This window comes from Stenotrophomonas sp. SMYL86, assembly GCF_036320025.1.
In the GTDB taxonomy this organism is placed as follows: domain Bacteria; phylum Pseudomonadota; class Gammaproteobacteria; order Xanthomonadales; family Xanthomonadaceae; genus Stenotrophomonas; species Stenotrophomonas maltophilia_A.
Genome location: NZ_JAWIRU010000011.1, coordinates 114,385 through 127,993, shown reverse-complemented (window position 1 = coordinate 127,993; position 13,609 = coordinate 114,385). Strand labels below are relative to the sequence as shown.

Below are 13,609 nucleotides of genomic sequence, written 5' to 3'. Positions count from 1 at the left end.
AGCCCGGCACCACCCCTTACGGCTTGATGAAGCGCAGGGTCATGCGGTCGCTTTCGCCGATCGCCTGGTACTTCGCATCATCGGCCTTGTCGTGCTGGTTGGTCGGTGGCAGCGTCCACACGCCGTTCGGGTGGTCCTTGGTATCGCGCGGGTTGGCATTGACCTCGCTGCGCGCGTCCAACTTGAAGCCGGCGGCTTCGGCCATCGCGATCACCTGCTGCTGGCCGACATAGCCGGTGTCATCGTCGTCGGCCACGTCGGCCTTGGCGCGATGCTCGACCACGCCCAGCACGCCGCCCGGCTTGAGCACGTTGAAGAAGCCCTGGAACATGCCCTGCGCCTGGCCGGCCTTGCGCCAGTTGTGCACGTTGCGGAAGGTCAGCACCACGTCGGCTGAACTGGCTGGGCCGAACACCGGCTTGGCCGGATCGTAGGCGACCACGGCGGTCTTGCCGAACTGTGCCGGTGCACCGGCGTACTTCTTTTCCAGGCTGTCGCGGCTGCGCTGCTGGTAGTCACGGCCGCGGCCCTCGGGCACCGCCATCGGGTCGACCACGGCGGCAACATAGTGGCCCTTGTCCTGCAGCAGCGGCGCCAGGATCTCCGAGTACCAGCCGTTGCCGGGGGTGATCTCGATGACGGTCTTTTCCGGCGTCACCTTGAAGAACGACAGCGTCTGCGCCGGATGACGGAAGCCATCGCGCTTGACGTTGTTGGCATCACGGGTCGACGCCTTCACCGCCGCATCGATGGCCGGTGACACCTGGATCTTCGCCGGTGCCACCGTGGCCGGTGCGGCGAACGCGGGAACAGCGGCAAGCAGGGCCGAAGCAAGCAGCAGGCGGCAACCACGCAGGGACGAAGCAGGCATCATCGGAGCGACTCCAGCGGAAGATGCGGCGAGACTAGCAGCCGCGGCGTCCCAGGTGTTCACAAAACGTTAGCTGCGTGCGTATCGCGGAACACTGTTTTGTGGTCACCGCCGCAGCACGGTCACACAACGCGTTTTATTCTGGAGCACTTCCCCCAAGGAGTCCGTGCCCATGACGGCAACCCGCGAACTGGGCCGTTCCGGCCTGCATGTACGTCCGCTCGCCTTCGGTGGCAACGTGTTCGGCTGGAGCGCCGATGAGAAGGCCAGCTTCGCCCTGCTCGATGCCTTCGTCGATGCCGGCTTCAACCTGGTCGACACCGCCGATGTGTATTCGGCCTGGGTGCCGGGCAATGCCGGCGGCGAATCGGAAACGCTGATCGGCAAGTGGTTCGCCCGCAGCGGCAAGCGCGACAAGGTGGTGCTGGCAACCAAGGTGGCCAAGTGGGCCGAACGCCCCGGCCTGACCCCGGACAACATCAATGCTGCGGTGGAAGATTCGCTGCGCCGCCTGCAGACCGACGTGATCGATCTGTACCAGGCCCATGAAGACGATGAATCCACGCCGCTGGAAGCGACGCTGGCCGCGTTCGGGCGCCTGATCGAAGCCGGCAAGGTGCGTGCGGTCGGTGCGTCCAACTACAGCGCCACGCGCCTGGCCGATGCGCTGAAGGTATCCACCGACTACAAGCTGCCGCGTTACGAAACCCTGCAGCCCGAGTACAACCTGTACGACCGCGCCGGCTACGAGAAGGAGCTGGAACCGCTGGTGCAGCGCGAACAGATCGGCGTGATCGGCTACTACGCCCTGGCCAGCGGCTTCCTCAGCGGCAAATACCGCACGCCGGCCGATGCGGCCAAGAGCCCGGCACGTGGCGAGAACGTGGTGAAGCGCTATCTGAATCCGCGTGGCCTGCGCATCCTGCAGGCGCTGGATGACGTGGCCAGCAAGCACAGCGCCAGTGCCGCGCAGATCGCACTGGCGTGGCAGATCGCACGGCCGTCGATCACCGCGCCGATCGTCAGCGCCACCAGCGTCGAGCAGCTGCACGATCTGTTGGCCGCAGCCAACGTGTCGCTGAGCGTGCAGGATGTCGCGCAACTCGACGCCGCCAGCACGGAAGCATGAGACCCGGTAGTGCCGGCCGCTGGCCGGCATTGCACAGTCCGGTAGTGCCGGCCGCTGGCCGGCATTGCGCGGTAAAGAAGAAAATAATTGAACAAAATGGTTGCGCACGAATAAATCGTGGTTTATCGTGCGCACCTCGTTTCAACAACCACTGGAAACTTCCCTTGAACGCGCATTCCGTCGCCATCGCCAAACTGCTGCCATGCCTGCGCATGGACGTGCTGGCGCGTGCGTTCGGCAAGGAAGACCAGCTGACAGCGGCCTGATACCCGCCCTGCGGAGATCGGCCACCCCGATCTCCGAGGCTTGACGACGCCCTCGGAACGCAAGCCCCGGGGGCGTTTTCGTTTGCGTCGGCACAAGGACCCGCGATGCCAGAACTGCACCCCGCGCGGCAACCCGCCGCTCACTGACACAGGTTTTTTCCGCTCCGCCGAAGGATTTACTTCGCGCGAGTGGCGACGCCTGGACATTATCTGCATCGCATCAAAACATTATCGCTCGCGATAATGTCGATGGCCTGCACCCTCGATTCTCCAACGGTCCCGTTTCCACCACGGGCTGGTGCGCGCGGCGTTGCCGTGGCGTATGCCGGAGGTCGCGGACATGCCATCGCCTGGATCGCCTGCTGGAAGCAGGCATCGGTTCGCCGGTACGCGGTTCGATTCCGCGCGGTCCCCAACTGGATAGCTCAGCTTGGTCAGAGCAACGGATCCGTAATCCGTCTGTCGTGGGTTCGATTCCCACTCCAAACCACATGACCTGTCACGTCATGACTTGAAGCAACACCCGGGGCGCAAGCCCCAGCGGCCATCGCCGCCGTCCACGGACAACGCCTTCGGGCAGGAACGTGGAAGGCAACGGACCGCACGCCGGGCCCCGGCCCGCCGCCACTGCCAGCCACGTTCCGCACCGGTGCTGCCTGCCGGGAACGACGATGGCAGCCGTGCCGGTGCACCGAAGGCTCCGCGCGCGGACCGTCCGCCGATGGCCGCCCTCTTCCGCTGCCTGCACGTGGTGTGCAGGCGGCCTCGCCACGACCTGATCGACCCGGGTCATGGCGATTCATTCCCATCGGGTCGAACCACCAGAGCCATACAAGGAGAGACTCCCATGTTCTGGACCATCAAGGTCGTGATCGGCGACGGCGAGCGCGGCCTGGTGTATCGCAACCGTCGTTTCCAGCAGATCCTGCTGCCGGGCGTGCACCGCCTGTCGCCGTTCGGCGGCCGCCCGCACGTGGACATCCACACCGCATCGAAGGGCGCGGCCTATACCGGCAGCGACCAGGACAGCCTGATCGAAGCGCTGGGCACCGAGCTGGACACGCACTTCGTGCTGGCCAACGTCGGCGCCAGCGAGGTCGGCCTGTTGCTGCGCAACGGCCGCATCGATGAAGTGCTGCCGCCGGGCAGCCGCCGACTGTACTGGCGGGGTTCGGTCGACACCCAGGTGCGCGTGATGGCGCTGGGTGACGAGCCGCGCATTCCGGCGGACGTGCAGCAGCGCCTGGGCCAGTTGGGCGTGCTGCCGCGTGTGGCAGTGATCAGCACCGTGCCGAGCGAGTCGGTCGGCCTGCTGTTCATCGATGGCACGCTACGACAGACGCTGGACGCCGGCCTGCACGCGTTCTGGAACTTCAATGGCAACGTGTCGGTGGAGCGCGTGGAGCTGCGTGCGCGTTCGCTGGACGTGTCCGGCCAGGAACTGCTCAGCCGCGACAAGGTGACCTTGCGGGTGAACCTGGCCGCGACCGTGCAGGTGGTCGACCCGGTGCGTGCACACCGCACGCTCAGCAATGCCGACGAGTTCGTCTACCGGCAGCTGCAGTTCGGCCTGCGCCAGGCGATTGCCGCGCGCACCCTGGACGAGCTGCTGGCTGACAAGGCGGCACTGGACGGCGAGATCGCCGCCCATGTGCAGGCGGCGATCGAGGGCCACGGCGTGCGGCTGCTCGGCGTGGGCATCAAGGACGTGATCCTGCCGGGTGAGATGAAGGAGATCCTCAACGGTGTGGTGCTGGCCGAGAAGCAGGCCCAGGCCAGCGTGATCCGCCGTCGCGAGGAGGCCAACGCCACGCGTTCGCAGCTCAACACCGCAAAGCTGATCGAGGACAACCCGGTGCTGATGCGCTTGAAGGAGCTGGAGGCACTGGAGAAGGTCACCGAGAAGATCGACAAGCTCACCGTGTTCGGCGGCCTGGATGGCGTGCTGAAGCAGCTGGTGACGATCAGGTAGGGGTCGCGGCGGCGCAGGGACGCGCCGCCGGCCCATCAAGGACAAACACGAAGACATGGACACTCAACACAACTATCAATGGCTGCACGCCGAGGGCACCACGCCGATCAAGGGCTGGGTCAACGGTGTGCCGCTGGAAGCGCAGGCGCATGAGCAGCTGCGCAACATCGCCGCGATCCCATTCGTTGGGCCGTGGGTGGCAGTGATGCCGGACGTGCACCTGGGCAAGGGCGCGACCGTGGGCTCGGTGATCCCGACCCGCGGTGCGATCATCCCGGCCGCGGTCGGCGTCGACATCGGCTGCGGCATGGCGGCGGTGCGTACCACGCTGCGTGCCAACGACCTGCCCGATGACCTGCGGCAGCTGCGCAACAGCATCGAGCGCAGCATCCCGGTCGGCAACGGCCGTGGCGGCGAGCACCACCGCATGCCCGACAGCATCCACACCCGGCTGGTGCAGTCCGGGCTGGCCGCCGGCCTGGAGAACATCAAGGACAAGCACCGCAGGATCCGCACCGACAAGCTCGACCGCCAGCTGGGTACGCTGGGCGGCGGCAACCACTTCATCGAACTGTGCCTGGACGAGACGGACACTGTGTGGGTGATGCTGCACAGCGGATCGCGCGGCACCGGCAACCGGATCGGCACCTACTTCATCGAGAAGGCGCGCGAGGAACTGGCCCGGCGCGTGCTCGGCTTCCACCTGCCGGACAAGGACCTGGCGTTCTTCATGGAAGGCGAGCCGCTGTTCGATGACTACGTCGAAGCAGTGTCGTGGGCGCAGGACTACGCCCGGCAGAACCGCGAGGCAATGATGTCGCGGGTGCTGGCCGAGATGCGCCATCGCCTGCCGAAGTTCCAGCTGGCAACGATGGCGGTGAACTGCCATCACAACTACGTGCAGAAGGAGACGCACCACGACCAGGAGCTGCTGGTGACGCGCAAGGGTGCGGTCAGTGCGCGCGAGGGCGAGCTGGGCATCATTCCCGGCAGCATGGGCACGCGCAGCTACATCGTGCGTGGCAAGGGCAACGCGGACAGCTTCCACAGCTGTAGCCACGGTGCCGGCCGGGTAATGAGCCGTGGCGCTGCGCGGCAGCAGATCACGCTGGCCCAGCACCGCGAGGCCACCGCGCATGTGGAATGCCGCAAGGACAACGGCGTGCTGGATGAATCGCCGGCCGCGTACAAGTCGATCGACGACGTGATGGCGGCGCAGCTCGACCTGGTCGACGTGGTGCACACGCTGCGCCAGGTGCTGTGCGTGAAGGGATGATGGAACGGTGCCGGCCTCGGCCGGCACCTGCTCGACGGGCACGGGCGAATGGATGCCCGGGATCCGTAGAGTCGAGCTTGCTCGACTGCTCTTCCACGCCATGCGTGGATGAAACGGCGCCGACCAAGGTCGGCATCTACCAGAGCAGCACGTCGCGTCGGGGGTCAGCGCGGCACGCTGTCCTCGGCCACCAGCGCATGATGCACGCCGATCCCCGCACGCACGCCCTCGGCGGTGGCCAGGGTGATATTGCCGACCGTGGTCGCATCGCCAGCGGCGTACACGTTCGGCACCGAGGTCTGCTTCATCATGTCGACCTCGATCAGCACCCCCAGCGGGCTCTCGACCAATGTGCACCCCAGCTGCTGCACCAGCGGCGTGGCCATCGCCTGGGTAGCCGGCACGAACAGCGCCCGCTGTGCGATACGGCGGCCGTCGGCCAGCTCCACTTCCAGCCAGGTCGGCTGGTCGCCCTGCACACCCAGCACGGGTGACGTCTCGATGTGCACGCCGCGCTGCTGCATGGCGGCGCGTTCCTCATCGGTGATCTCCAGACCCATGCTGAAGAAGGTGACATTGCCCCAGTCAGCGAACAGCGGCGCCTTGCTGGCCGACATCGGATGGCCGCCAAGCAGGCCGATGGCACCACCACCAACTTCGTAGCCGTGGCAGTAGGGGCAGTGCAGCACGGTGCTTCCCCAGCGCTCGGCCAGTCCGGGCAGTTCCGGCAGCTGGTCGGCGATGCCGCTGGCCAGCAGCAGCTTGCGCGCGGCCAGCACCTGGCCATCGGCGGTACGCACTTCCACGCCTTCGGCGGTGGTGCGGGCGTGCTCCACTTCGGCATGCACCCAACGCACCGTGGGGTAGTCCAGCAGCTGCTGACGCGCGGTCTTCAGCAGCTCGGCGCCACTGATGCCATCCAGCCCCAGCACCCCGTGCGAATGACTGGCGAAGCGATTGCGCGGTGAACCGGCATCGATGACGGTGACCGGGCGACGGGCACGGGCCAGGATCAGGCCGGCGGCAATGCCGGCGTAGCTGCCGCCGACGATGAGCACATCAGGATTCATGGTGACCTTCCAGGGAACGGTGATGGGCAAGATGGCGGGCGAAGTCGGCGCCGAGCTGGTCCAGTGTGGTCGCCTGCAGGCGCTGCTCAAGCAGCCGCTGCGCCTCGCGCGCGCCTTCGAGCAGGGCGCTGTTGACCAGCTGCTGGATCGGGCAGCCACCGCCGGAATCGCGAGCGCCGACCTGGACCAGCGGCGGTGCTCCCACCGCCAGATAGATGTCATGCAGGGTGATCGCCGCGGCATCGCGTGCCAGCACGCTGCCGCCGCCGTGACCACGGGTGCTGCGCACCAGGCCGGCCTTGTGCAGCTGTGCCAGCAGACGACGGATCACCACCGGATGGGTCGGCAGGCACGACGCCAGCTGTTCGGACGTGCGCGGGGCGGCATGGCCGACCAGATGCGCCATCACGTGCAGGGCGTCGGAGAGGGGGTTCGCGGATTTCATGTAACGACAATAGTTACATTTAATTCCTCTGTCGAGGGTCTGCTTTCGTTCCATATGGACACATCTGTCCTATGAAATAGTTTCTTCACATCACTAAACGAAACGCGAATGTGATGCGCATCTCACTTCAGGGCGTGCGCAGCGGGTCGATACCGCATTGCCCCTTCCCGAGAGTTCTTCCCCATGAATGCGTCTGTCCGTGCTCCGCGCCTGCAGTCCAAGCTGCTCGGCGCGGTTTCTGTTGGTCTGGCTGTGGTCCTGCTGTGCGCTCTGGCCGGCCTGGCCTCCGCCTGGTTGAAGTTGTCCACCGAGGTTCCACCCGAAGTCGCGCACAGCCGCGATGCCGAACGCCTGCAGCGCGAGTTCCGCGGCCAGGTGCAGGAATGGAAGAACGTGCTGCTGCGCGGCCACGACGACGCGTTGCGCCAACGCCACCTGGACGCCTTCGACAGCGAGGGTCGTCTGGTCGAGCAGCTGGCCAAGGGCCTGGTCAGCAGCCCGGATGCACGCACGCGCGAACTGGCGCAGGCGTTCATCGGCCTGCACGCGCAGCTGCAGCAGGACTATCACGCGGCGCTGCAGGCATTCGCCGAGGCCAGCTACGATCCCGCCGTCGGCGACAATCTCGTGCGCGGCAAGGACCGCCCGGTGGCAACCGCGCTGGATGCGTTGAGTACGCACGCCACGCAGGTGGCCGAAGCGGCGGTAGCGGTCCGTTCGCAGCAGGCGCGGCAGACGCTGCTGCTGTGCGCGGCGCTGACCGTGCTGGCCGCCGTGCTGCTGCTGATGGGCCTGGGCTGGTGGCTGCGGCGTGCGGTGGTGCAGCCGGTGCTGGCAGTGGAAGCCGCTGCGCGTGCAGTGGCCGCCGGTGATCTGCAGCATGTTGTGCAGGTGCGCAGCCGCGATGAGATCGGTCGGCTCGCGCAGGCCATGCAGGCCGTGCAGTCCACGCTGCGCGGTGTGCTCGATGCACAGGCCACGATGGCACAGGCGCATGAAGCCGGCACCATCAGCCACCGCATGGATGCCAGTGCCTTCCCCGGCGCATTCGGCACGATGGTGGCCGATAGCAACGCGCTGGTCGATGCGCACATCCAGGTGAAGCTGCGCGCGATTGCGATCATGGGCCGTTACGCCATCGGTGACCTCAGCCAGGACATGGAACGCCTGCCCGGCGAGAAGGCAGTGATCACCGACGCACTGGATACCGCCAAGGTCAATCTCGGCATGATCAATGGCGAGATCCGCCGCCTGGCCGAAGCCGCCGCCAGGGGTGACTTCAGCCAGCGTGGCGACAGCGCGCGCTTCGAGCATGACTTCCGCGCGATGGTCGACGGCTTGAACCGATTGATGCAGACGACCGAACTGAACCTCGGCGAGGTCTCCAGCATGCTGCGCGCGATTGCCGATGGCCGCCTCGGCGCGCGCATGCATGGCGATTTCCAGGGCGTGTTCGCGCGCATCGCCGGCGATGCCAACACCACCGCCGCGCAGCTGGCGACCATCGTCACCGACATCAAGCACGCCTCCGGCAACATCCACACTGCGGCTGCAGAGATCGCCGCCGGCAACAATGATCTGTCGCGCCGTACCGAGCAGCAGGCGGCCAATCTGGAAGAAACCGCCGCGTCGATGGAAGAACTGACCTCCACCGTGCGCCAGAACGCCGAGCACGCACGCCAGGCCAACCAGCTGGCGATCGGCGCGCACACGGTCGCCTCGCAGGGCGGCAACGTGGTCGGCCAGGTGGTGACGACGATGAGCGCGATCGAAACCTCGTCGCGGCAGATCGCCGAGATCATCAGCGTGATCGATGGCATCGCGTTCCAGACCAACATCCTGGCGCTGAACGCGGCAGTGGAAGCCGCGCGTGCCGGCGAGCAGGGCCGCGGCTTCGCGGTGGTCGCCAGTGAAGTACGCACGCTGGCGCAGCGCTCGGCGGCGGCCGCGAAGGAGATCAAGGCGTTGATCGAAGCGTCGGTTGAGCAGGTCGGGCACGGTGCACAGCGCGTGCGCGAGGCCGGTGACACCATGGCCGAGATCGTGGCGTCGGTGCAGCGCGTGACCGACATCATGGCCGAGATTTCCGCGGCCTCGCAGGAGCAGAGCGCGGGTATCGAGCAGGTCAGCCAGACCGTGATCCAGATGGATGGCACCACCCAGCAGAACGCCGCGCTGGTGGAGGAAGCCAGTGCCGCCGCACGCAGCCTGGAACAACAGGCGAACCGGTTGATCGATGCGGTGGATGTGTTCGATCTGTCGACCACGGCGGCAGCGAAGGACGCGTTGGCGCGTGCGGCCTGAGTGATCCGGTTGCCGGCCAGCGGGCGGTACCACCCGTGCGATGTGCCGGCCGCTGGCCGGCAGCGTCCGCCGCCACATGGGTAGCGCCCGACCGTTGGTCGGGCGACGGCAGGATCAGTGCGGACCAACGGTCCGCACCCACCAGAGCAGCCGCGCCCACCCGCGCATGCGGTAGTGCCGGCCGCTGGCCGGCAGCGTCCGCCCCAGTATGGGTAGCGCCCGACCGTTGGGCGGGCGACGGCAGGATCAGTGCGGACCAACGGTCCGCACCCACCAGAGCAGCCGCGCCCACCGGCGCCTGCGGTAGTGCCGGCCGCTGGCCGGCAACCTCAGCGCACGTAGTCGCTCTGCGCCATCGCGTCGGCCAGGTAATCCACGAACGAGCTGATCCGCGACGATACGGCGGTGTTGCGGTAGTACACCGCATGGATCGGCTGGTACACATCCAGCGTCTGCGCCGCCAGCACCTGCACCAGGGTGCCGGCGCTGCGGTCGCGATCGGTGACGAAGTCGGACAGGCAGGTGATGCCCACGCCCTCCACCGCCAGCCGGCGCAACGTCTCGCCACTGGACACGGCGATATCCGGCCGCACCAGCAGCAGCCCATCCGACTCTCCGGGCAGCGGCCAACGGTTGAGTGATTCCGGCTCGTTGAAGCTGAGCAGCGTGTGCTGGCCCAGCGCGGCGACGCTGGCCGGTTCGCCGTGCCTGGCCAGGTAGTCCGGGCTGGCCACCAGCCGCAGCTGGCAGCGGCCCAGCAGCCGCGCATGCAGGGTGGAGTCGGCCAGCGGGCCGATCCGGATCGCCAGATCGGTGCGCCGTTCGAGCAGGTCGATGTAGCGGTCGGAACTGTTCAACTCCAGCTGCACTTCCGGGTAACGCGCGCGATAGCCGGCCACCAGCGGCGCGACCACGTGCAGCACGAACGGCATCGCCGCATCCACGCGCAGGCGCCCCGCCGGGCGTTCGCGGCGCGCCGCCATCTGTTCCTCGGCCGATTCCACCGCATCGATGATCGCGCGCGCATGGCGCAGGAACGCCTCGCCCTCGGCAGTCAGGTGCAGGCGGCGGGTGGTGCGGGTCAGCAGGGTGATCCCCAGCTTGTCCTCCAGCCGCCCCAGCGCGCGGCTCACACCCGAGGGCGTCTGCCCCAGCTGCTCGGCGGCAGCACTGATCGAACCGCTGTCGATCACCGAAAGGAACGCCTGCATTTCATCGAGAGTGGTCTTCATGTCCCTATTATTGACTGCACGGCAATAGTGATTGGCGTGAAGACCGGTTTTTCGGCAAAGGTCGGCGGCGCAGACTGCGCAGCCTCTTCCTCCTGCTGGACCCTGTCATGATCCGTGGCATTCCCCTCGCCCTGCTGGCGTTGACCCTCGGTGCCTTTGCCATCGGCACCACCGAATTCGTCATCGTCGGCCTGATCCCGACCATCGCCGGCGACCTGCAGGTCAGCCTGCCCTCGGCCGGCCTGCTGGTCTCGCTGTACGCGCTGGGTGTGGCCATCGGTGCGCCGGTGCTGACCGCGCTGACCGGACGCGTACCGCGCAAGCAACTGCTGGTGGCGCTGATGGTGTTGTTCACGCTCGGCAATGTCGTCGCCTGGATGGCACCCGGGTATACCTCGCTGATCATCGCCCGCATCCTCACCGGCCTGGCGCACGGCGTGTTCTTCTCGATCGGCGCGATCATCGCCACCGCCGTGGTGCCGAAGGAGAAGGCGGCCAGCGCGATCGCCATCATGTTCACCGGCCTGACCGTGGCGCTGGTGACCGGCGTGCCGCTGGGTACCTTCATCGGCCAGCATCTGGGCTGGCGCGCGACCTTCCTGGCGGTGGCCGGCCTCGGCGTGGTCGCCCTGATCGGCGCGCTGCTGTTCGTACCGCGCAACCTGCCGCAGAGTGCGCCGGCGAGCCTCCGCCAGCAGCTTGCCGTGCTCGGCCAGCCACGCCTGCTGCTGGTCTATGCGATGACCGCGCTGGGCTACGGTGGCACCTTCCTGGCCTTCACCTATCTGGCGCCGATCCTGCAGGATGTCACCGGCCTGCCGGCCAACGCCGTGAGCCTGGTGCTGCTGGTGTACGGCGTGTCGGTGGCGATCGGCAACCTGTGGGGCGGGCGCATGGCCGACCGCTTGGGTCCGGTGCCCGCGCTGAAGCGCATCTTCGGACTGCTGGCATTGGTGCTGTTCGTGCTCACGTTCACGGCCTACAACACCTGGTTGATGCTGCTGACGGTGCTGGCGCTGGGTGCGGTGGCATTCGGCAACGTGCCCGGCCTGCAGGTCTACGTGGTCAAGCAGGCGCAGCGCTATGCACCGCAGGCCACCGACGTGGCATCGGGCCTGAACATTGCCGCGTTCAACGTCGGCATCGCCATGGGCGCCTCGCTGGGTGGCCTGGTGGTGGAGCACATCGGCCTGATGCATACCCCATGGCTGGGCGCGCTGGTGGTCGTACTGGCCTACGCGCTGACCGTGCTCAGTGGCCGCCTCGACCGCCGCGATGGCGTCGACCACCGCGCCGACGGCATTGCCGCCACCGCGCATTGATCCATGCAATGCACCGTTGCCGGCATGCATACGGTGCCTGTCCTACCCTCTTCCCTCTGCTACTCCCTTCCCCCCGTTGGAGCTTCCCATGACTGTCCCCGCTTTCGGTCTCGGCACCTTCCGCCTCAAAGACCAGACCGTGATCGACTCGGTGCGCAATGCGCTGGAGGTCGGCTACCGCGCCATCGATACCGCGCAGATCTACGGCAATGAAGCCGAAGTCGGCCAGGCCATCGCCGAGTCGGGCGTGCCGCGTGATGATCTGTACTTGACCACCAAGGTGTGGATCACCGAGTTCAAGCGCGATGCGCTGCTGGCCAGCCTGCGTACCAGCCTCGAGAAACTGCGCACCGACCGCGTCGACCTGGCGCTGATCCACTGGCCGTCACCGAATGACAAGGTCGACGTGCCGATGGAGGAATACCTGCCGGCACTGGCCGAGGCCAAGGCGCAGGGGCTGACCCGCGAGATCGGCATCTCCAACTTCACCATCGCGCAGACCCGCAAGGCGATCGAGATCCTCGGCGCCGAAGCCATCGCCACCAACCAGATCGAGATCCACCCGTACCTGCAGAACCGCCTGCTGGTGAAGTTCCTGCAGGACAACGGCATCCACATCACCGCCTACATGAGCCTGGCCTATGGCGAAGTGCTGAAGGACCCGGTGATCCAGGCCATTGCCGGCCGCCACCAGGCCACCCCGGCGCAGGTTGCGCTGGCGTGGGCGCTGCAGCAGGGCTTCTCGGTCATTCCGTCGTCGACCAAGCGCGAAAACCTGGCAGCCAACCTGGAAGCAGCGGCCGTACGCCTGACCGACGAAGACATGGCGCAGATCGCCAAGCTGGATCGCGGCCATCGCCTCGCGAATCCGGAAGGTATTGCCCCGGCCTGGGATTGAACCCAACCGCGATTACGGATCGGAATCGTAGGTGCCGACCTTGGTCGGCACTGGCCTCTGGTCAGTCGATGACACATCGTGCCGACCAAGGTCGGCACCTACCAAAGGCAGAGCTATCCCTCGCCTTGCAGCAACCACCCACGCATGGCCGCACTGACCTCGTCCGGCTTTTCCATCGGTGCCAGGTGCCCGCAATCGGGCACCACCACCAGCTGCGAGTGCGGCACCAGGGCGTGCATCTCCTCGCTTACCGCCAGCGGCGTGATGCGGTCGTTCGCACCGCAGACGATCAGCAGCGGATCGCGGTAGCCGGCCAGCACGTCATGGCCGTCGCGGCGCTCCAGCGCGCTCTGGCGCAGGAACACTTCGGCGCCCAACCGCGCGGTCATGTCGCGCACACGCTGCACCAGCACGTAGTCATCCAGCCGAGAAGCATCGATGTAGCTGCGCATCAGCACGTCACCGAAGCCGTGGAATTTTCCCGGCAAGCGCACGCTGGCACGTTGGCTGCGGCGCTGCTCGGCACGTTCCGGCGAATCGGCATGGATCGAGGTATCGATCAGCGCCAGCTGCAGCACACGTTCCGGCGCGATGCGCAGGATCTGCTGGGCGACGAAACCGCCCAGCGAGAAACCGGCCAGCGCAAAGCGCTCCGGCGCCTGCGCCAGCACGTCCTCGGCTACGCCCTGCAGGGTTTCGCCGCGGGTCTGGTCGCCCACCGTGCATTCGGCGATGTCGGCCAGGTCAGCCAGCTGTGCGCGCCACAGCTCGGCATCGTTGAGCAGGCCGGGCAGCAGCAACAGGGGGATACGGTCGGTCATGGG

The 13,609-nt window shown here is 66.9% G+C and carries 11 protein-coding genes and 1 tRNA gene; 7 read left to right on the top strand and 5 right to left on the bottom strand.

Going from position 1 to position 13,609, the window contains the following annotated elements; translation table 11 throughout:
- Positions 1-16 precede the first annotated feature (16 nt).
- Entirely contained in the window at positions 17-874 is an 858-nt protein-coding gene (locus V3B64_RS13540; RefSeq protein ID WP_049398658.1) for a class I SAM-dependent methyltransferase, read from the bottom strand.
- Positions 875-1,043: 169 nt separating this feature from the next.
- On the opposite strand from V3B64_RS13540, the gene V3B64_RS13535 reads away from it, so the two are divergent.
- The 4 genes from V3B64_RS13535 (at position 1,044) to V3B64_RS13520 (ending at position 5,514) form a co-directional block, all read left to right on the top strand.
- A complete protein-coding gene (locus V3B64_RS13535) occupies positions 1,044-2,000 on the top strand; it encodes an aldo/keto reductase (protein WP_121504150.1) in 957 nt (318 codons plus the stop codon).
- A 682-nt stretch (positions 2,001-2,682) separates the two neighbouring features.
- Positions 2,683-2,756: transfer RNA gene (locus tag V3B64_RS13530), tRNA-Thr, on the top strand.
- 357 nt (positions 2,757-3,113) lie between these two features.
- Entirely contained in the window at positions 3,114-4,238 is a 1,125-nt protein-coding gene (locus tag V3B64_RS13525; RefSeq protein WP_329914275.1) for a slipin family protein, read from the top strand.
- Between the two features lie 55 nt (positions 4,239-4,293).
- Positions 4,294-5,514 carry an RtcB family protein gene (locus V3B64_RS13520; protein WP_121504149.1) on the top strand — a complete coding sequence of 407 codons (1,221 nt, stop codon included), beginning with the start codon at positions 4,294-4,296 and terminating at the stop codon, positions 5,512-5,514.
- A 164-nt stretch (positions 5,515-5,678) separates the two neighbouring features.
- On the opposite strand, the gene V3B64_RS13515 is transcribed toward V3B64_RS13520, so the two are convergent.
- Both V3B64_RS13515 and V3B64_RS13510 read right to left on the bottom strand, forming a co-directional pair.
- Positions 5,679-6,584: an NAD(P)/FAD-dependent oxidoreductase gene (locus V3B64_RS13515; RefSeq protein WP_049398662.1), complete on the bottom strand. Its 906-nt coding sequence runs from the start codon at positions 6,582-6,584 to the stop codon at positions 5,679-5,681.
- Positions 6,574-7,029, bottom strand: coding sequence for an Rrf2 family transcriptional regulator (locus tag V3B64_RS13510; RefSeq protein ID WP_121504148.1), 456 nt, complete (start codon positions 7,027-7,029; stop codon positions 6,574-6,576). The genes V3B64_RS13515 and V3B64_RS13510 overlap by 11 nt, the downstream gene beginning before the upstream one ends.
- Before the next feature lie 183 nt (positions 7,030-7,212).
- Between V3B64_RS13510 and V3B64_RS13505 the strand changes: the two genes are divergently transcribed.
- Positions 7,213-9,333, top strand: coding sequence for a methyl-accepting chemotaxis protein (locus V3B64_RS13505; RefSeq protein WP_121504147.1), 2,121 nt, complete (start codon positions 7,213-7,215; stop codon positions 9,331-9,333).
- A 329-nt stretch (positions 9,334-9,662) separates the two neighbouring features.
- On the opposite strand, the gene V3B64_RS13500 is transcribed toward V3B64_RS13505, so the two are convergent.
- Positions 9,663-10,565 (bottom strand): LysR family transcriptional regulator, encoded by a 903-nt coding sequence (locus V3B64_RS13500; RefSeq protein WP_121504146.1) that lies wholly within the window; start codon positions 10,563-10,565, stop codon positions 9,663-9,665.
- Between the two features lie 107 nt (positions 10,566-10,672).
- Between V3B64_RS13500 and V3B64_RS13495 the strand changes: the two genes are divergently transcribed.
- Positions 10,673-11,887, top strand: a complete 1,215-nt coding sequence (locus V3B64_RS13495; RefSeq protein WP_049424175.1) for an MFS transporter — start codon at positions 10,673-10,675, stop codon at positions 11,885-11,887.
- 88 nt (positions 11,888-11,975) lie between these two features.
- Entirely contained in the window at positions 11,976-12,785 is an 810-nt protein-coding gene (gene dkgB, locus V3B64_RS13490; protein ID WP_032129158.1) for a 2,5-didehydrogluconate reductase DkgB, read from the top strand.
- Between the two features lie 113 nt (positions 12,786-12,898).
- Here the strand turns inward: dkgB and V3B64_RS13485 are convergent, their stop codons facing one another.
- On the bottom strand, positions 12,899-13,606 hold the full coding sequence (locus V3B64_RS13485) for an alpha/beta hydrolase (RefSeq protein ID WP_121504145.1): 708 nt from the start codon (positions 13,604-13,606) through the stop codon (positions 12,899-12,901).
- Positions 13,607-13,609 lie beyond the last annotated feature (3 nt).

Bases quoted from the DNA above. Each gene is read 5' to 3' on its own strand.
- V3B64_RS13540 (WP_049398658.1), bottom strand. From the start codon at position 874: ATGATGCCTGCTTCGTCCCTGCGTGGTTGCCGCCTGCTGCTTGCTTCG.
- V3B64_RS13535 (WP_121504150.1), top strand. From the start codon at position 1,044: ATGACGGCAACCCGCGAACTGGGCCGTTCCGGCCTGCATGTACGTCCG.
- V3B64_RS13525 (WP_329914275.1), top strand. From the start codon at position 3,114: ATGTTCTGGACCATCAAGGTCGTGATCGGCGACGGCGAGCGCGGCCTG.
- V3B64_RS13520 (WP_121504149.1), top strand. From the start codon at position 4,294: ATGGACACTCAACACAACTATCAATGGCTGCACGCCGAGGGCACCACG.
- V3B64_RS13515 (WP_049398662.1), bottom strand. From the start codon at position 6,584: ATGAATCCTGATGTGCTCATCGTCGGCGGCAGCTACGCCGGCATTGCC.
- V3B64_RS13510 (WP_121504148.1), bottom strand. From the start codon at position 7,029: ATGAAATCCGCGAACCCCCTCTCCGACGCCCTGCACGTGATGGCGCAT.
- V3B64_RS13505 (WP_121504147.1), top strand. From the start codon at position 7,213: ATGAATGCGTCTGTCCGTGCTCCGCGCCTGCAGTCCAAGCTGCTCGGC.
- V3B64_RS13500 (WP_121504146.1), bottom strand. From the start codon at position 10,565: ATGAAGACCACTCTCGATGAAATGCAGGCGTTCCTTTCGGTGATCGAC.
- V3B64_RS13495 (WP_049424175.1), top strand. From the start codon at position 10,673: ATGATCCGTGGCATTCCCCTCGCCCTGCTGGCGTTGACCCTCGGTGCC.
- dkgB (WP_032129158.1), top strand. From the start codon at position 11,976: ATGACTGTCCCCGCTTTCGGTCTCGGCACCTTCCGCCTCAAAGACCAG.
- V3B64_RS13485 (WP_121504145.1), bottom strand. From the start codon at position 13,606: ATGACCGACCGTATCCCCCTGTTGCTGCTGCCCGGCCTGCTCAACGAT.